The 17902-nt window shown below is 62.5% G+C and carries 15 protein-coding genes; 10 read left to right on the top strand and 5 right to left on the bottom strand.

Annotated features, from left to right (window positions below; genetic code table 11):
• Nucleotides 1-13: 13 nt before the first annotated feature.
• A complete protein-coding gene (locus WYH_RS09600; protein WP_046903652.1) occupies nucleotides 14-325 on the bottom strand; it encodes a DUF1244 domain-containing protein in 312 nt (103 codons plus the stop codon).
• Between the two features lie 46 nt (nucleotides 326-371).
• Here WYH_RS09600 and pyk point away from each other — a divergent pair, with 46 nt between their 5' ends.
• The 10 genes from pyk to WYH_RS09655 all read left to right on the top strand — a co-directional run bounded on the left by pyk (nucleotide 372) and on the right by WYH_RS09655 (nucleotide 14741).
• Nucleotides 372-1826 (top strand): pyruvate kinase, encoded by a 1455-nt coding sequence (gene pyk / locus WYH_RS09605; protein WP_046903653.1) that lies wholly within the window; start codon nucleotides 372-374, stop codon nucleotides 1824-1826.
• 522 nt (nucleotides 1827-2348) lie between these two features.
• A complete protein-coding gene (locus WYH_RS09610) occupies nucleotides 2349-3617 on the top strand; it encodes a tyrosine-type recombinase/integrase (protein WP_046905029.1) in 1269 nt (422 codons plus the stop codon).
• 55 nt (nucleotides 3618-3672) lie between these two features.
• Nucleotides 3673-4011 carry a type II toxin-antitoxin system RelE/ParE family toxin gene (locus WYH_RS09615; protein WP_046903654.1) on the top strand — a complete coding sequence of 113 codons (339 nt, stop codon included), beginning with the start codon at nucleotides 3673-3675 and terminating at the stop codon, nucleotides 4009-4011.
• Between the two features lie 4 nt (nucleotides 4012-4015).
• A complete protein-coding gene (locus tag WYH_RS09620; protein ID WP_046903655.1) occupies nucleotides 4016-4339 on the top strand; it encodes a helix-turn-helix domain-containing transcriptional regulator in 324 nt (107 codons plus the stop codon).
• Between the two features lie 690 nt (nucleotides 4340-5029).
• Nucleotides 5030-6283, top strand: a complete 1254-nt coding sequence (locus WYH_RS09630; RefSeq protein WP_046903656.1) for a TolC family protein — start codon at nucleotides 5030-5032, stop codon at nucleotides 6281-6283.
• Between the two features lie 11 nt (nucleotides 6284-6294).
• Nucleotides 6295-7482: an efflux RND transporter periplasmic adaptor subunit gene (locus WYH_RS09635; protein ID WP_046903657.1), complete on the top strand. Its 1188-nt coding sequence runs from the start codon at nucleotides 6295-6297 to the stop codon at nucleotides 7480-7482.
• Nucleotides 7483-7528: 46 nt separating this feature from the next.
• On the top strand, nucleotides 7529-10792 hold the full coding sequence (locus WYH_RS09640; RefSeq protein WP_156320187.1) for an efflux RND transporter permease subunit: 3264 nt from the start codon (nucleotides 7529-7531) through the stop codon (nucleotides 10790-10792).
• A gap of 119 nt (nucleotides 10793-10911) precedes the next feature.
• Nucleotides 10912-13389: a heavy metal translocating P-type ATPase gene (locus WYH_RS09645; RefSeq protein ID WP_046903659.1), complete on the top strand. Its 2478-nt coding sequence runs from the start codon at nucleotides 10912-10914 to the stop codon at nucleotides 13387-13389.
• Nucleotides 13390-13488: 99 nt separating this feature from the next.
• Nucleotides 13489-14436 (top strand): LysR family transcriptional regulator, encoded by a 948-nt coding sequence (locus tag WYH_RS09650; RefSeq protein WP_046903660.1) that lies wholly within the window; start codon nucleotides 13489-13491, stop codon nucleotides 14434-14436.
• The gene (locus WYH_RS09655; RefSeq protein ID WP_046903661.1) at nucleotides 14433-14741 is read left to right on the top strand and encodes a hypothetical protein; all 309 of its coding nucleotides are present in this window, start codon (nucleotides 14433-14435) and stop codon (nucleotides 14739-14741) included. Before WYH_RS09650 ends, WYH_RS09655 begins: the two co-directional genes overlap by 4 nt.
• 19 nt (nucleotides 14742-14760) lie before the next feature.
• Here WYH_RS09655 and WYH_RS09660 read toward each other — a convergent pair whose 3' ends face one another.
• From WYH_RS09660 to trbF, 4 genes are read right to left on the bottom strand one after another with little or no spacing between them, the layout of a single operon-like run.
• On the bottom strand, nucleotides 14761-14982 hold the full coding sequence (locus tag WYH_RS09660; protein ID WP_046903662.1) for a DUF2274 domain-containing protein: 222 nt from the start codon (nucleotides 14980-14982) through the stop codon (nucleotides 14761-14763).
• Nucleotides 14979-16211, bottom strand: coding sequence for a TraB/TrbI/VirB10 family type IV secretion system protein (locus WYH_RS09665; RefSeq protein WP_046903663.1), 1233 nt, complete (start codon nucleotides 16209-16211; stop codon nucleotides 14979-14981). The genes WYH_RS09660 and WYH_RS09665 overlap by 4 nt, the downstream gene beginning before the upstream one ends.
• Nucleotides 16211-17221 carry a P-type conjugative transfer protein TrbG gene (gene trbG, locus WYH_RS09670; RefSeq protein WP_046903664.1) on the bottom strand — a complete coding sequence of 337 codons (1011 nt, stop codon included), beginning with the start codon at nucleotides 17219-17221 and terminating at the stop codon, nucleotides 16211-16213. Before trbG ends, WYH_RS09665 begins: the two co-directional genes overlap by 1 nt.
• Nucleotides 17218-17901, bottom strand: a complete 684-nt coding sequence (gene trbF / locus WYH_RS09675) for a conjugal transfer protein TrbF (protein WP_046903665.1) — start codon at nucleotides 17899-17901, stop codon at nucleotides 17218-17220. The genes trbG and trbF overlap by 4 nt, the downstream gene beginning before the upstream one ends.
• Nucleotide 17902 lies beyond the last annotated feature (1 nt).

Consider the following 17902-nt stretch of genomic DNA (forward strand, 5'->3'; position numbering starts at 1 on the left):
CCGGAGTTTTCCCCTAACCAGCCTTGTTCCGTTCCAGGCTCGCTTCCATCCGGGCGATCTGTTCGGGCGTCGCCTCGGTCTGATATTTCGCTTTCCATTCATCCATCGGCATGCCGTGGATCAGGGCCCGCGCATCGCCCTTGTCGCCGACATAACCGGCATCGCGGATCCAGTCGGCCAGGCAATTGCGGCAGAACCCGGAAAGGCCCATCAGGTCTATATTCTGGGCATCGTGGCGCTTGCGCAGATGGCGGACCAGCCGGCGGAAGGCCGCCGCGGCCACATCATCGGGCAGATTATCCAGGGGATCGGTTGGTTGGGTCATTTTATGTCCTTGTCTTGTCGTGCTGCGCTGCCATAGCGTCGTTCACATGGCAAAATTCGATCCGCGCAACCGCAAGGTCAAGATACTCGCCACCATTGGCCCCGCCAGCCGCGATCCGGACATGCTCCGCCGGCTGTTCCGCGCAGGCGCCGATGCGTTCCGCTTCAATATGAGCCATGGCGACCACGCCTTCCATGCGGAAAATTTCAAGGCGGTGCGGGCGCTGGAAAAACAGTTCAACCGCCCGATCGCCATATTGTGCGACCTGCAGGGCCCGAAACTGCGCGTCGGCACTTTTGCGGATCAGCGGGCGGTGATCCCGCATGGCAGCCGTTTCGTGCTGGACCGGGATGAAACGCCGGGGGATGCCACCCGCGTCTGCCTACCCCATCCCGAACTGTTCGATCTGATGGAACCGGGGCAGCGCCTGCTGATCAATGACGGCAAGATCCGCCTGCGCGTGCTGGAAGCGCATCCGGACCGGATCGTGTGCAAGGCAGAAGTCGGCGGTGTGATTTCGGACCGCAAGGGCGTGAATGTGCCCGATGCGGAGATTCCGATCCCCGCCCTGACGGAAAAGGACAAGCGCGACCTGACCTTCGCCGTGGATCAGGGCGCAGACTGGATCGGCCTTTCCTTCGTGCAGCGGCCAGAAGACCTGATCGAAGCGCGCCGCCTGATGGGCGATCGCTGCGCCCTGTGCGCCAAGATCGAAAAGCCGCAGGCGGTGCAGCGGCTGGATGAAATCATCGAACATTCGGACGGCATCATGGTCGCGCGCGGCGATCTGGGCGTGGAACTGAACCCGGAAGATGTGCCGCCGCTGCAGAAGAAGATCGTCAACGCCACTCGCCTGAAGGGCAAGCCGGTGATCGTGGCAACGCAGATGCTCGAATCCATGATCGAAAGCCCGGCCCCCACCCGCGCCGAAGTGTCCGACGTGGCCAATGCCGTCTATGATGGCGTGGACGCCGTGATGCTCAGCGCGGAAACGGCGGCGGGCGAATGGCCAGAAGAATCGGTCATCATGATGAACGCCATCGCCAGCCGGATCGAACAGGATGAAGATTACAAGCTGCGCGTCCGCTTGCTCGACACGCCGCCCGATCCAACCGTGGCGGACGCGCTCAGCCATTCCTGCATGACCATTGCCGATACCGTGCAACTGAGCGTGATTGCCGTATTTACCTGGTCCGGCGGTTCCGCCCGGCGCGTGACGCGGGAACGGCCCGCAGTGCCGGTGATGGTGCTGACCCCGTCCGTCGCCGTGGCCCGCCGCGTATCGCTGCTATGGGGCGCACATGCCGTCGCCACCAAGGATATCGGCAGTTTTGAAGAAATGATCGGCAAGGGCAAGCGCATGGCCCTGCGCCACGGTTTCGGCGGCAAGGGCTGCCGGCTGGTGGTTATGGCCGGCGTCCCCTTCGGCGTATCAGGCGCAACCAACCTCCTCCATGTCGTGACCATGGAAGGCGACGAGCTGCAAAAGCACGAGGGGTGATTTCCGTCCGTCGTTCCACGATTATGAAGCGGCCGACATTTGCCGGATGCAGGCCTGCAAGCTGATTGCAGAGGCGGCCGCTTCGTTAGCTTTCTGGCATGTCCGATCGCTCTGAAACGCGCCCTACTGCGTTCGGAACAGCAGCTATCGCGCGGGTGCGGGAAGCAGGGAGTCTGCCCGGCGCCATCTGGCACACTGGCAAGCCCCTGAAAGCGGCCATTCGGCCGGACAATGCGGGCGATACGGGGTCAGCAATAACCCGCCGCCCGAAGGCGAAAATCTCAATAATGTCGGAAGAATGGAGCGGGCGAAGAGATTCGAACTCTCGACCCCAACCTTGGCAATCCGATTCTGACCTTACGCCACAGTTTCCTGTTATACGATTTTCTACGCTATTTCAAATAGATATTGATTTTCTTCTTCGCTGCCATATCCTGCAATTCGCTACGAAACGGCGAATTCTGGAGACAATATGGAGACAAAAGGCGCTCTCCGGAGCTTTGTCTCCAAATGGAGGCGGCAATGCCTACAGCCAAGCTGAACAAGCGCGCGATCGATGCGCTCAAGCCCCCTGCTGAAAAGCAGTTCGTCCTGTGGGATAATGAGATCCGCGGGTTCGGTATTCGGGTGCTGCCGTCTGGGCTCAAGACGTTCATCATTCAGTATCGAAACGCCGAAGGCGTCAAGCGCCGCGTCAATCTCGGCCGCTTCGGCGTGCTCACAGTGGACCAGGCTCGCGATCTGGCGAAAATCAAGCTCGGCGCCGTGGCATCCGGTGAAGACCCGGCCGAAGACGCGCGCCGTGCCCGCAACGAGATGAATGTCGCCGAATTGTGCGAATGGTATCTGACCGAAGCGCGCGCAGGCAGGATTCTCGGTCGCCGGAACCGGCCAATCAAGGAATCATCGCTTGCGATGGATGAGAGCCGGATTCGGACCCATATCAACCCGCTGATCGGCAAGCGCATCGCCCGCCATCTGACGATTGCCGATGTCGAAGCGATGCAGGACGATGTGGCTAAGGGCAAAACCGGAAAGCCTCGTACCGGCGGGCGCGGCGGGAAGGCGACCGGCGGCCGTGGTGTCGCTGCGCGCTGCCTGACCACGATCCAGGCGATCCTGGGACATGCAAAGCATAAAGGCCTGCTCGCAGAGCATCCGACCAAGGGCGCCAAGAAACTCGCCGGAAACAAGCGAACAAGACGCCTCAGCGTCGCTGAGATCGAGACGCTGGGCAAGGCGATGGTCTATGCGGAACAGCAAGGCGTTAGCCCGACCGGGATCGCTGTTATCCGCCTGCTGCTTCTGACCGGCTATCGCCGCGAAGAAGGGCAAGCCATGCAGCGGGAATGGGTCAATCCGATGGGCGGCTTCGTCGCCTTTCCCGACACCAAGACCGGCGAGCAGGTCCGGGCGATCGGGCCGGAAGCAATCAAGGTGATCGTGGCGCAACCCCGGATCGCCGGCAATCCCTATGTGTTTGCGGCAACGACGGGCGATGGCCCCTTCACGTCTGTAAGCGCCTGCCTGCAGCGCGTTTGCGGTTTTGCTGGCATCACGGGCGTCACACCCCACGTGCTTCGGCACACCTTTGCCAGCATTGCCGCCGAACTCGGTTTCTCGGAACTGACGATCCGCGCGATGCTGGGACACGCCTCGCAGAACGTGACGCAGGATTACATCCACGTCGATGAAGCGCTGAAACTGGCCGTGCGACGCACGTCCGACGAGATCGCCAAGTTGCTCGCCCAGGGCGCCGCCAAGCTCGACCGACTGCGGCTCGTGGCCTGAGCGACAATGGGATCTGGACAAATGGTAACATATACGTTACTCTTAAGGCTGTGAGTTGATTGTACAGGAGTATATCCGCGAGGACGGCTCCTGCCCGTTCCGATCCTGGTTCGATGATCTCGATTCTCAGGCCGGGGCTAAGGTTGCGACGGCGATTGTCCGGCTGGAATTGGGCAATCTGTCGAACGTCAAATGGATCGGCGGCGGGCTCGGAGAATATCGGATCAATTGGGGACCGGGTTATCGGCTCTATCTGGCGCAGGACGGGAATGAGCTGATCATCCTGTTCGTCGGCGGAACGAAGAAGCGACAGCAGGCCGATATCAACGAGGCCACTGCATTGTTGAGGGAATATAAGGGCCGCAAGGCCCCTGCGAAGAAGGCCAGGAAATAGCGACATGGTGCTGACACGGGATTTCAAGGAAACGGTAAAGGAGCGCACCGCGCGCGATCCCGCTTTTGCCAAGGCCATGCTTGACGAGGCCGCGACGGCCTTCCTCAATGGCGAGCCGCATGTCGCACGGCTGATCCTGCGTGACCTAGTGAACGCATCGGTCGGCTTTGAAGCTTTGGCGGCCGAGACCAACCGGCCAAGCAAGAGCCTGCATCGGATGCTGTCCGAAAAGGGCAACCCGAGTATGGACAATCTCGCGGCCATTTTCGGAGCAGTGCGCAAGCGTCTCGGCGTCGTGATCGAAGCCCATGTCGTAGAAGCCGTCTGACTTATCAATATCCAGCCGCCGCTTATTGTTTGTTTGCATCCAATTAAACAGAACACCCATATTGTTATGGCGCTTTAAAACTCAAATTTCATACAATTTTTCACCAAAAGTGCGTAAAATAAAATGTTTTTTAAAACAAAACATTTCCTTAAAGTTAATTCATCCTACTAAATCATCTATAATTATTTAAACTATTTTATAGATATCCGTCATTTTTGATATAACATAACGCTGAATTTATATCTTTACTGTCACGCCTTGGCTCTATATGAGGCAGCCATGGTCCGGCTGAGTCGAGCTTTTCCCTTCAGGTCATTCCTGATGCTGCTTGCGGCGATCGGCGTGCTATTTGCCCCGGTCGCGGAAGCTCTGGAATGCTCGGCGGAAGACGTTCCAACGGTCGTCGAAATGATGGCTTCCCATTCGAATGGGGACGGGGAAACCGACAAGCAGCCAGCTGAGAAAAGCGCCACATGCGCACATGGCCATTGTCATCACACATCAACGGCGCTGGAACGCGGTCAAGCGTTTGATGCCCAGAGGTTCATGGCTTCCACGCGCCTTCCCTTGCGTGTGGCACGGCTCGCATCCGTAGAGCGCGACCTACCGAAGCGCCCTCCTCGCGCCTGAATTTCCGCCACTGCGCCGTTCACGGCGCTTTGCGTAAATTCTTAGAGGAAATCATGATCCATGAACGCCAGTTTCTGGCGGGGCTCCCTTGTATGGGGCTTAAGTCTCGCATTGTTTACCGGGCCGGCCGCAGCGCAGGACACACCCGTCCTGTCGCTCGACGACGCGCTCGAACGGAGCGGAGTCGTTGAGACCGGCTCCGAAAACCCTATCAACCCGCGGCTCATCGGGCCGGTTGAAGACGCGGCGGCAGCCCGCGCGCTCATCGACCAGGCCCGGTTAAGGCCCAACCCCGAGCTCTCCTTCGAAGCTGAAAACTTCGCGGGCACCGGAGCTTTTTCGGGGTTGTCCGCCACCGATTACACGCTTTCGGTGGGCCAACGTCTCGAACTGGGCGGCAAGCGCGGCGCCCGCGTCCGTTCGGCCGAAGCCGAAGCCTTGGTGGCTTCGCTGGAGGGCAAGCTGGCCACGGCCCGGCTCGGCCGCGAGGTTCGCGCTCGCTATGTCGAGGCGGTCGCCGCTGCCTCGCGGCTCGAACTCGCGCGCGATATCGTCGAACGCAACCGCGAACTTGCGCGTATCGCAGGCTTGCTGGTCGAAGTCGGCCGAGAGCCGCCCTTGCGCGCGCTGCGGGCTGAAGCGGCAGTCGCGGAAGCCGAAGCAGAGTTGCAGGCGGCAGAGGCTGCCTCACTCGCTTCACGCACTGCCTTGGCAGCACTGTGGAGCGATACCGCTTCCGCGCCCCTCGTGCCCGCAGATTTCCCGGCAATCGTGCCGCCTGCCAACCTGCTTGTTTCCGAAGGATCCCTGCGTCTCCAGGTCGCCCGTGCCGAGCGCGAGGCGGCCGATGCCGCGATTGATCGCGAACGCTCACTGGCGGTGCCCGACCCGGTCATCTCCGCAGGTGTCCGTCGGTTCGAGCAAAGCAATGAGCAGGCGTTTCTCGTTGGCGTCTCGATCCCGCTACCCTTTGCCAATCGCAACCAGGGAAACATCGCCGCCGCGCAGGCACGCCTGCGTGCCGCGAACGCACGCGAGGCTGTAGCGCTGGCTGATTATCGGCTGGAGATCGAGCAGGCGCGCTCGCGCTACCTTGCCGCCGAAACCCGGGTCGAAACTCTCGCTCAGACCTCGCTACCGCAAGCCGAGGAAGCCCTTCGGCTCGTCAATGTCGGTTATCGCAATGGCCGCTTCCCGCTCATCGAGGTGTTGGCGGCCGCCGAGGCACGCGACACCATCCGTGAAGCCCTGATCCAGGCCCGGGAAGACCGTGGCCGTCTCGCGGCCGAGCTCATCTGGCTCGCTGCGCAATGAGGACCTCTATCATGAATCGCAAACGTCTGGCCGTTGCCATCGGCCTCGTCATCCTGATCCTTGCTGCCTTTGTATTCTGGCCCGACAGCGGCGGGGCCCCGCGTGATGCAGGAGAGGAAGAACACGCCGAAGGCGAAGAGAATGGCGGCGGTGATGATCACGCCGATGACGGGGTGCCCGAAGGGTTGGTCGAGATCACCGCTGAGCAGATCCGTGCCTCGGAAATCGTGATCGAAACGGTCGGCAGAGGATCCGTCGTCGAACTCGTCTTTCCGGCAACGGTCACGGCCAGTCCGACCGCCAGCGCGCGGATCGATGCCCGGGCACCGGGGGTCGTACGCAGCGTCGAGAAGACGTTGGGCGATTACGTGCGGGCGGGCGAAACCATCGCCCGGCTCGAAAGTGCCGATGCCGCCGGGCTCGCCGCGCAAGTAAGCGCAGCACAGGCCCGGGTCGGCGAGCTGTCGGCAATTTATGAACGCGAACAGCGTCTATTCGAAGCGAATGTCACGGCACGCCAGGATCTCGAAGCGGCACGCGCCAATCTGCAGGTCGCGCAGTCGGAGCTGTCGCGTGCCCGTGCGGCCTCGACAGCGGCCGGCGTCAGCGGAGACGGGCGATCGCTAGCGGTGACCAGCCCGCTCTCGGGCCGGGTCACGGCGGCACCAATTGTGCTCGGCTCCTTCGTCAACGCCGGCGAGGAACTCTATCGCGTGGTCAATCCCAGCGGGATTCAGGTCGACGTGGCCCTGCCATCGGCCGACGCTGTCCGTATCCAGCCCGGTGACGAGGCCGCTCTGGAAATGGGGGATGGCCAAGAAGTCGGCGCGCGGGTCCGTTCGGTGACGCCCTCGCTCGATCCCGAAAGTCGCAGCGCGACGGCCGTGCTGTCGCTCGCCAGGCCCATTCCCGGCTTGCAGCCCGGCGCATTTCTCCAGGCCACCATTCGTCCCTCGGGTGAGGTCGACGAGACACGCGTGGCTGTGCCGGAAGACGCGGTCCAGACCATCGATGGGAAAGAAGTGGTGTTCGTGCAGACCCGGCGCGGCTTCCAGGCTCGCGACGTCGTCACGGGCTCGCGGTCGGGAGGCATGGTGACCATCGTGTCCGGCCTGCAGCCGAACTGGCGCATCGCGACCAAGAACGCCTTCCTGCTCAAGGCAGAACTCGAAAAGGACAGTGCTTCCCATGGCCACTGATAACGCAATCGAAAGCCCCCATCGCGAGGGGCGCCAATCTCATGGCCTGATCGGGATGATCCTCGATGTCGCGGTTCGCTTCCGCTGGGCTATGATCGTCCTGACAGTCGGCGCCGCGATCTGGGGGACGATGAACCTCCTCAAACTCCCTATCGATGCTGTGCCGGATATCACCAACGTTCAGGTACAGATCAACACCGAGGCGCCGGCGCTATCGCCTGCGCAGGTCGAAACCCAGGTGACCTATCCGATCGAGACCGGCCTGGCCGGGATCGAGGGGCTCGATTTCACCCGCTCGATCTCGCGCAACGGGTTCAGTCAGGTCACCGCCATCTTCGAAGAGGGGACCGATCTCTACTTCGCACGCCAACAGGTGAACGAGCGTCTGGCTCCCCTGACCGCGGCGCTGCCGGAAGGCGCGGAACCGATCATGGGCCCGATATCGACCGGTCTCGGCGAAGTACTCATGTACACGATCGAATATGAGCACCCCGGCGGGAACGGCGCCCCTGTAGGCGGCACAACCGGATGGCAGGCGGACGGCAGCTTCGTCACCGAACGCGGCGACAGGCTGGACAGCGATGTCGCAAAGGCGGCGTATCTGCGTACGGTACAGGACTGGATCGTGGCGCCGCTGATGCGCTCGACACCGGGCGTCGCCGGGGTGGATTCCATCGGCGGGTTCGAGAAGAAATATCTCGTCCAGCCCGATCCGTCGCGCCTGACCGGCTACGGCCTGTCATTCGACGACCTGATCAATGCGCTGGAGGCTGCCAACCTTGCCGAGGGTGCGAACTTCGTCGACCGCGCGGGTGAGGCCTTGCTCGCGCGGGTCGATGCCCGGCTCGGCAGCATCGAAGATATCGAGCAGGCCGTTGTCGCGACGCGCGAAGGCGTTCCGATCCGCATCGTCGATGTCGCGACCGTCAGCATCGGCGGCGAGCTCAGAACCGGCGCGGCTTCGCTCAACGGCGACGAGGCGGTGGTGGGCACGGTGCTCATGCGTGCAGGCGAAAACAGCCGCACCGTTTCGGCGCAGGCCGCCGAACGGCTTGAGGAGGTACGCGCTTCGCTGCCGGACGGGGTCGAAGCGGAGATTGTCTACAATCGCTCCTCGCTGGTCGATGCTACCATTGCCACTGTCGAGAAGAACCTCGTCGAAGGGGCGCTGCTCGTTATCGTGGTGCTGTTCCTGCTGCTTGGCAATATCCGCGCCGCGATCATCGCCGCGCTGGTCATTCCGATATCGATGCTGATGGCCGCGATCGGCATGAACCGCCTTGGCGTATCGGGTAATCTGATGAGCCTTGGCGCGCTCGACTTCGGCCTGATCGTCGACGGAGCGGTCATCATCGTCGAAAACAGCGTCGCGCGGCTTGCCGCCCGCCAGCACAGCGAAAGGCGGCTGCTCACGTTAGGCGAGAGGCTGACCGAAACGAGGCTGGCGGCCCAGGAAATGATCAAGCCGACCGTCTATGGGCAGGCGATCATCCTGCTGGTCTATGCGCCTCTGCTCACCTTCACCGGGGTGGAAGGCAAGACGTTCTCGCCGATGGCCATTACGGTGATGCTTGCGCTGGCTTCGGCGTTCGTCCTGTCGCTGACTTTCGTGCCAGCGATGATCGCGGTGCTGCTCAACAAGAAGCTCACCGAAAAGGAAGTGAAGCCGGTTCGGCTGGCAAAGGAACGCTATGGGCCCGCGCTGCGCCGCGCCATAGCGCGTCCGTGGCCGGTGATCGGCGTAGGGGCGGGACTGTTCGCGGTCGCGGCCTTCATGTTCAGCTTCCTTGGCAGCGAATTCACGCCGCAGCTCGACGAGCGCGACCTCGCCGTGCAGGCCCTGCGCATCCCGTCGACCCCGCTCGAGCGGTCGCTCGAAATGCAGCGCAAGGTCGAAAACCGGCTTGAGCAGTTTCCGCAGGTCGCACTGGTCTTTTCCCGCACCGGCACGGCCGAGGTGGCAACCGACCCGATGCCGCCCAACGCGTCCGATGCCTATGTCATTTTGAAGCCGCGCGACGAATGGCCGGATCCTGGTCTGTCCAAGGACGATCTGGTCGCCGAGATGGAGAGCGCGCTCGGTACCCTTGTCGGCAATGCCTATGAGTTCAGCCAGCCGATCGAGCTTCGCTTCAACGAGCTGATCGCGGGCGTGCGCGGCGATCTCGCCGTAAAACTTTATGGCGACGATCTGACCGCCATGACCGGTGCTGCCAACGAGGTTGCCGGGGTTCTGCAGGGCATCGAGGGCGCGGCCGACGTCAAGGTCCAGCAGGTGACCGGCTTCCCAACGCTCGACATCGCGTTCGACCGGCCCACCATCGCGCGCTATGGCCTTACGGTCGAAGATGTGGCCCAATCGGTCGCCATTGCTCTTGGAGGCAGGCCCGCCGGGCTGGTCTTCGAAGGCGATCGCCGGTTCGATGTCGTCGTTCGCCTGTCGAATGCGGCGCGGGACGATTTCGACCAGCTCGGTGCGCTCCCGATCCTGCTGCCGGGCGGTTCGACGATACCCTTGCGCTCGGTTGCCGAGTTCCGGGTGGTCGACGGGCTGGCAGAAGTTCGCCGCGAGCAGGGCCGCAGGCTCGTGATCGTATCCGCTAATGTCCGCGAGCGCGATCTCGGCTCATTCGTGGAAGACGCGCAGGCACAGGTGGGCGACAGGGTCGAACTGCCGCCCGCATCCTTCATCGAATGGGGCGGACAGTACCAGAACCTGCAGGCCGCGAAGGAACGGCTCTCGATCGTGGTGCCGATCTGCTTCACGGTCGTCCTCTTGCTGCTGTTCATGGCGCTGGGCGGATGGATTCCGGCCTTGTCGGTGTTCAGCGCGATCCCGATGGCGCTTGCAGGCGGTGTTTTCGCATTGGCTCTCAGGGGTATGCCGTTCTCGGTCTCCGCTGCGGTCGGCTTCATCGCATTGTCGGGCGTTGCCGTCCTCAATGGCCTCGTGATGATGACCGCGATCCGCCAGCGGCTCGATGCGGGACTGGCTCTCGACGATGCCATTTGCGAAGGCGCACTGGCTCGCTTGCGGCCGGTCCTAATGACGGCTCTGGTGGCATCGCTTGGCTTCGTGCCCATGGCGATAGCCACCGGCACCGGGTCCGAAGTGCAGCGACCTCTCGCGACGGTGGTCATCGGCGGTCTGATCACCGCCACGGCACTCACCTTGTTCGTGCTTCCGGCCATAGCCCGGCTTGTCCTGCACACGGATGAGGACAAACGAAGTTGGCGGGAAAAGTGGTGGGATCGCATTCGGCGCAATCTCACTCGGACAGAGCGCCGCGAGTGGTCTGAAATCACCTGACGATCATCCGCGCCCTCCGGAGGAAGCCCTTTGGTTTCCTCCGGAGGGCCTGATCGTACCAACGGCAGAATCACGGTCGAGGCCAAAACGCTCAAGCAAAGCAAAAGTGGATCTTTTTGATGACAGAGAAGCTGCAACTCGAAATCCCGCTCGTCCTTCCTGATATTCCCGATGAGAACGACGATTGCGTGCAGCGCCTGACCGCGAATCTTGTCGCACGGCAAGGAATCGACCGCGCCCATGTTCTGGCCGCAGAGGACGACAAGCCGGCGCTGCTGTGCATTCACTACGATCCCGAAATCGTCTCCCTGTCGCGCATTCGCGATATTGCCCGGGCCGCCGGCACTGCGATCGCGGAACGCTATGGCCACCTCCTGTGGTCGGTCGAAGGGATCGGTCATCAACGCAAGGCGCGTTCGGTCGGTGAACAATTGCGCAAGTTGCCCGGCGTTCTGGAAGCGGGCGCCAATGTCGCAGGCACGCTTCGCATAGAATACGATATGCAACAGATCTCCGAGCGGGATCTGGAGGAGGCCCTGGCCCGAATGGACGTCCGGCGAGACCAGCCTTCCGGCGCAGGGTCGGCGGGCGATGCGGATGCCGGGCATAGCCACGGCGACGCAGACCATGAGCATAACCACAATCACGGAAATTTCCTGGGGCCCAACACCGAACTGATCTTTGCCCTCGCCAGCGGCGCAATGCTCGGTATCGGTTTTGCGATCGAGAAGCTGGTTTCCGGCGCGCCGGACTGGTTGCCGACCGCGCTATATGTCGCAGCCTACTTCTTCGGCGGCTTCTTCACCCTGCGGGAAGCTTTCGACAATCTGCGGCAGCGCAAATTCGAAATCGATACCCTGATGCTGGTCGCAGCTGCGGGAGCGGCTGCGCTGGGTGCCTTTGCCGAAGGGGCGCTGCTGCTCTTCCTGTTCAGCCTTGGCCATGCGCTGGAGCATTACGCGATGGGGCGGGCCAAGCGCGCGATCGAGGCTCTGGCCGAACTGGCTCCGCAAACCGCGCTGCTCCGGCTCGAAAACGGCAATACCGAAGAGATCGCCGTCGAAGAGCTGGTGCCGGGCGATGTCATCGTCGTCAAGCCCGATGCCCGCATCCCGGCCGACGGCTTCATCGTCAAGGGCACGACCAGCATCAACCAGGCACCCGTGACCGGCGAAAGCATGCCGGTGGACAAACATGCCGTGCCGGATGAGACGCTTGCTCGCTCCAATCCGCAGCAGGTCGACGCGGCCAGCAGGACATTCGCCGGGACCATCAACGGCAGCGGCCTGATTGAGGTCGAAGTCACGCGCCTTTCGAGCGAAAGCACGCTCGCAAAGGTCGTGAAGATGGTGAGCGAGGCCGAGACGCAGAAGTCGCCGACCCAACGCTTTACCGACCGCTTCGAGCGAATCTTCGTGCCGATCGTCCTGCTGCTCGCGTTTGTGCTGCTCTTCGCATGGGTGGTGGTGGACGAGCCCTTCAGCGACAGTTTCTACCGAGCCATGGCAGTTCTGGTCGCCGCAAGCCCGTGCGCGCTGGCTATCGCCACGCCGAGCGCGGTCCTGTCCGGCGTGGCACGAGCCGCACGAGGCGGGGTTCTCGTGAAGGGGGGGGCTCCGCTGGAGCTGCTGGGCTCGCTGAAGGCGGTAGCCTTTGACAAGACCGGCACACTCACTCGCGGCGAGCCCCAGATTCAGCGCATAGTCTCGGCGGCAGGTGTGACTGATGCTGAATTGATCGCCGTGGCCGTCTCAGTGGAGAGCCTGTCGGACCATCCGCTCGCGAAAGCCATCGCTCGTGATGGTCGATACTATGTCGGCGAGCACCCAATTCCCGAGGCTTACGATCTCAAGAGCATGACCGGTATGGGTGTTAGCGCAACCGTGGCCGGGCAGACCGTCCTAATTGGCAAGCCCGAAATGTTCGATGCCGACGGCGTCCCAGGGCTTTCGGACGAGATAGCGGCAGCCATCGAACAGCTGCGCGAAGGCGGCTACACCTCAATGGTCGTGCGACGCGATAATCTTGACCTGGGGGCGATCGGACTGATGGACACCCCACGCGAATCCGCGCGGAGCGCGCTCGAACAGTTGCGGGCAATCGGCATCGAACGGATGATCATGATTTCCGGAGACCATCAGCGCGCGGCGGAAGGAATCGCCGCGCAGGTGGGCATCGATGAGGCATGGGGCGACCTCATGCCCGAAGACAAGGTCGAGGCGATCAAGAAGATTCGCACTGAGGCCAAGGTTGCGATGGTCGGTGACGGCGTCAACGACGCCCCTGCCATGGCGACCGCGACCGTGGGCATCGCGATGGGCGCGGCAGGATCCGATGTCGCGCTGGAAACGGCAGACGTCGCGCTGATGGCGGACGACCTGTCGCATCTGCCATTTGCAGTAGGGCTGAGCCGGACGACACGATTGATCATCTTGCAGAATGTCTTTGTCAGCCTCGGCGTCGTCGTCTTCCTGGTGCCAGCGACCATTCTGGGGCTGGGCATCGGACCGGCCGTGGCGGTGCATGAAGGATCGACGCTTCTCGTCGTCTTTAATGCTCTGCGCCTGCTCGCCTATCGCGACAAGAGCCACGCATGAAATTGCACCTTGGTTAAGCATGAGCGGAGCATTTCCGCTGGCTTCTGGCAGCTTCGATGATTTCAGAGGTTTGGTTAGTATTGTCATTTGAGAGAGTTAGTGATCGAATTACGCCAGCTTCGCTATCTGATCGCGGCCGCGGAGGCAGGAAGTTTCAGCCGCGCGGCGCGTCTTCTCAACATCAAGCAGGCCACGCTCAGTCGGCATGTACTGGAAGTCGAAAGGCGGCTCGGAATAGTTCTCTTCGACCGAAAGACACGTGGCGCGACCCTGACGCCGAACGGCAGAACCTATCTGGAGACGGCCCAGCGGATCGTGAACGAATTCGAGGAATTGAACGACTGGGTTGGTGCAACGAAGACCGGCCACGCCGGCCGGCTCGCAATTGGCTTTTACACCTCATTTTCAGCCGGAAATCTTCGTGCGACAGTCATCGAGTTCGGCGAGCGGTTTCCCGATGTGAAGGTACGTGGCTTCGAGCGGGGCCGCGATATGCTGCTCGCGGGAATCGAGAACAGGTTGCTCGACATCGCGATCATGATCGGCGAGGCTTCCTATCGGGGACTGATGAGCCGCCCCTTCTGGAGCGAGCGTATCCTCGTGGCGATGCCGAAAGGTCATCCGCTTGCCGAGCGTGACCGGCTTCACTGGACCGACCTGACCGGCGAACGCTTCCTGCTGACGGCGCGCGATCCCGGTCCTGAAACGCGCAACCTGCTCTTGGGCAAGCTAGGAATGCCAGGCTACGCGCCCGAGATAGACATGGAGGATGTGAGCCGCGACACAGTACTCAGCGTCATCGCACTTGGCGGACGGATCTCGGTCGTCGCGGAATCCGCACTCGGCATTCAGGTGCCGAATGTGGTGTTCCGCGAAGTCCATGAAACCAACGGCCATATACGGATCGGCTATTCGGGCTATTGGCGCGAGGATAATGAAAATCCCGTTCTACGCCGGTTCCTCGATTTCGTGGCCGTCCGCTATTCGCTGCCGCCCATCCCGGCGCGGACGCCATCGGCTCAACAATCGGGAGAGGAACAGTCATGACTCAAGGCAAGACACTCATCATCGCGCTTATCGCCGTGGTCGTCGGATTTGGCGCCGGATTTGTATTGCGGCCTGTCATCGCACCCGCTCCGCAGACGGCAAGCATTGCAGCTTCGGCATCCAGAGCTTCGGCTGCAGCCGGACCACGCGGCAAGCAGTATTTCGCCGCCCATCTCGACGAAGCGCGGCATGTCCAGGCGCAATGCGCGGAAGGAACGGTTCGCGGCGACGAATGCTTCAATGCCGAAATGGCGGCCGTGGAAGCAGACGGCAGGGCGCGGTCAAAGCGGTTCTTTGGCAATTGAGGCGGGATATAAGTCGCCGTCAGTTCGCTTGGGAACGATGCCGGCGAAAAGCCCGATCGGTCGCCATGAACCGGGCCAGCATCGGCGAGACCAGTTTTTCCGGCGGGACGGCATCGCCACCGGTCTCGGCCGCCAGCGCGGCAGCATAGGCGACAAGGTCGCGATGGACGGTAGCCGGTAGTTCGACCGTGACCTTTACCGGCTTGTCGTCAACCAGCGGCCCAAGTTTCAGTTTCGTCATCGCGAGGCTCCCACCGGCTCCAATATGAGGTCGCGGGCCAGGATCACGCGCAAGGGATGCCCCGGCCGGACGGTCAGCGTGGGCTGCACGTTCAACTGCCGGTCGACGATCCGCTGACCTGTCTGATTGATAGTGTCTTGTGATCCCCGGCGCAGCGCGCGAATCAGATCGTCATCGCTATCCGCGCCCAGCTCGGCGCCGATGCCAAGCAGCGTCGAAATAGCCGCGGCCCGGAGCAGATTGCCCCAATGCTGGTTCACGCCATCCTGCAATCCGGCAAACCCGGCCGGATCGGCACCAGGCTGGCGCTCAAGGACAATCGAGTGGCCATCCGGCATGATGAGGCGATCCCAGGCAAGCAGTACGCGGGTCTGCCCGGCGACAATATCGCTGTCGTATTCGCCGATCAGCCGCGCGCCCTGCGGAATGAGCAGGATGCGCCCCGTAGGGCTGTCATAGACATTCGCGGTCACCTGCGCGGTGATCTGGCCGGGGAGGTCGGACCGGATGCCGGTAATGAGCGCGGCCGGAATGATGCTGCCGGCCTGAAGGACGTTGGGCGATGGAAGCCCGCTCAGCCGCTCAGCGCTTACCGTTCGCCGGTCGGATGCCTGCTCCAGAAAAGCACGCTTGCCTGCCTGGTCGCCCTGCAACGCGGTTTCCCCTGAAGCAGCGGATGCTTGTGCCGTAAGCTCAGGTAAGACCGGAACGGACGGCGTAGCGCCAACTCCTCCCGCAGACCCACTACCAAGAAATACCGTGCTGGTCCGCGCCGCATCGCGTTCCTGTGCGATGCGCTGGCGTGCGGCTTCCTCGGCCTGCGCGCGTGGATCTGCCTGTGTGCCGACCTGCGGCACCGGCACATTCTCGCCGCGTTCGCGTGCCGCCACGATCGGGCCGCCGAGATCGCCGGGCAGCGGTTCGCCGAGCCTGGGCACGTCGCCATAGTCTTTCGGTCCCGACGTGATGGCCTCGCTCGTGGCGCGGCTATCGGTGCTGAAGAGCTCCTGGCCCGTTCGCTCGCCCGGCGGCTGCAGCGCATAGATAAGCGCGCCGCCGATACCGAGACCAGCCACTATGCCAAGCACCGCCAGCGCCTTTCGCGACAGGCGCATCACGCTCGGCGTCGGCCCGCGAAGCTGGAAAGGCCAGGGATCGGTAGCCGGATATTGCGTGGTTCGCTCCGGCGCGGCAGGTTCGGCAAGGGTAGTTCCGTCGGGGTCAGCCATCACCGCCTCCGGCGCTTGTCATCGATGCGCACGATCCGAACACGTCGCTCAGTGCGCTTGTCGCCGAGCCGCAGCTCGGCTCCGGCGAACAGCCGGTCCACCACCATGAAGCGGCCTCGCACGCGGTAATTGACCAGCTCGGCATCGCCGGCGGCCCCCGTCACGAACAGCGGAGGCATTTTGCCTTGCGCGATCCCGGCAGGAAATTCGATGAACACCTGCCGTCCGTCGTCGAATGCGCGAAGGGGCTTCCACGGCACACGATCGCCTTCGATGCGATAACGGAAATTGAGTGCGGACACGTCCACACCCGTTGCCGCTGGCGCGGCGGATGCCGCCACTGCGTTCCGATTGCGCAAGGCGATCAGTTCATCCTGCGGATAAATCCAGGAGACCGATGCCATATATGTCGCGGGCGTTGCGCGCAGTTCGAGATGATAGCTGCGCCGATCGGTATTGATGACGAGATTGGTGGCAATGTCGGGCCGGGTCGGCTTGACCAGGATATGCACGCGAGCGGACGCGCCATTGCCGCTGAGCGTATCGCCGATGATCCAGCGCACGGTATCGCCTGCCGCGACCGGTCCGGGGCCGACAAGCCGCTCGCCTTCCTGTAAGGCAATGTCCGTGACCTGTCCGGGCGCAGTGTAGACCTGATAGAGCGCGCCATCCGACCAGGGATATTGCTGGATGGCATTGAGAAAGCCGTCGCGCACAGGTTGCACACGCGCGGCGTCATTGGCCGCACCGATACGTTTCCTGGGATCGGCGGGCTCGGGCTTCGCCCTGGATTCCGCGACCGGCTTCAACTGACCCGGCAAGGGTAACGGCTCGGGAATGGCAACCACCTCGACCGGCCGGGGAGTCGCCGGTGCAGGCATGGCCGCGATCTCGCGCGGCGGATCGTCGTACGCGATTTCCGGCAGCCTTGTCGATGTGGTGGCACAGGCGGACAGAGCCGAGGCAACGAGCGCGAGAGCAAGAGATTTGCGAGCGGGTAATCGGATCATTGGTCCAGTTCCTTCGACCAGTTGATGGCGTTGACGAAGAGGCCGAGCGGATTCTTGCGCAAGGCATCGGGCGTGCGCGGGGTCTGTATGACGATGGATAGAATGGCCGACCAACGGCTGGTGTTTACAAGGCTGCCGTCCTGATAGCGGCGCTCGGTCCATGCGACGCGGAAGCTGTTGTCCGAGGCGCGAATGACGCTCGATATATCGACTGCGACCTGCACCTTGCCGACCTCGGCCAATGGATCATTGGCGCGGGCATAGTCATTGAGGGTCATCGCGCCTTTGTCGGTGGTGAAATCATAGGCGCGCAGCCAGTTCTGCCGAACGATCACCGGATCGGCCGGAATGCTGCGGACCTGTTCGATAAAGCGGGCAAGCTGGAATGCGATCTGCGGATCGTTCGGCCGGTAGTCCGCAGTAGCGGGTGCTACTGCCTGGGCCTGGCCCATCTTGTCGATCTCGACCACCCAGGGAACGATGTGACCGCGCGCGGTCTGCCAGACGAGACCGCCCGCAAGGCCCCCGGAAAGGACGAGACAACCGAAAAAGGCAAGGCGCCAGTTCCGCGCCTGGACGCGCGCGGAGCCGATACGGTCGTCCCATACCTGCGCAGCGCGCTGATAGGGTGTGACGGGCTCGGGCATCTGTCCGTAACGGATGGATGGGCGTCGGAACATC

The sequence above is a fragment of the Croceibacterium atlanticum genome (assembly GCF_001008165.2).
In the GTDB taxonomy this organism is placed as follows: Bacteria; Pseudomonadota; Alphaproteobacteria; order Sphingomonadales; family Sphingomonadaceae; genus Croceibacterium_C; species Croceibacterium_C atlanticum.

Bases quoted from the DNA above. Each gene is read 5' to 3' on its own strand.
- WYH_RS09600 (WP_046903652.1), bottom strand. From the start codon at position 325: ATGACCCAACCAACCGATCCCCTGGATAATCTGCCCGATGATGTGGCC.
- pyk (WP_046903653.1), top strand. From the start codon at position 372: ATGGCAAAATTCGATCCGCGCAACCGCAAGGTCAAGATACTCGCCACC.
- WYH_RS09610 (WP_046905029.1), top strand. From the start codon at position 2,349: ATGCCTACAGCCAAGCTGAACAAGCGCGCGATCGATGCGCTCAAGCCC.
- WYH_RS09620 (WP_046903655.1), top strand. From the start codon at position 4,016: ATGGTGCTGACACGGGATTTCAAGGAAACGGTAAAGGAGCGCACCGCG.
- WYH_RS09630 (WP_046903656.1), top strand. From the start codon at position 5,030: ATGAACGCCAGTTTCTGGCGGGGCTCCCTTGTATGGGGCTTAAGTCTC.
- WYH_RS09635 (WP_046903657.1), top strand. From the start codon at position 6,295: ATGAATCGCAAACGTCTGGCCGTTGCCATCGGCCTCGTCATCCTGATC.
- WYH_RS09645 (WP_046903659.1), top strand. From the start codon at position 10,912: ATGACAGAGAAGCTGCAACTCGAAATCCCGCTCGTCCTTCCTGATATT.
- WYH_RS09655 (WP_046903661.1), top strand. From the start codon at position 14,433: ATGACTCAAGGCAAGACACTCATCATCGCGCTTATCGCCGTGGTCGTC.
- WYH_RS09660 (WP_046903662.1), bottom strand. From the start codon at position 14,982: ATGACGAAACTGAAACTTGGGCCGCTGGTTGACGACAAGCCGGTAAAG.
- WYH_RS09665 (WP_046903663.1), bottom strand. From the start codon at position 16,211: ATGGCTGACCCCGACGGAACTACCCTTGCCGAACCTGCCGCGCCGGAG.
- trbG (WP_046903664.1), bottom strand. From the start codon at position 17,221: ATGATCCGATTACCCGCTCGCAAATCTCTTGCTCTCGCGCTCGTTGCC.
- trbF (WP_046903665.1), bottom strand. From the start codon at position 17,901: ATGTTCCGACGCCCATCCATCCGTTACGGACAGATGCCCGAGCCCGTC.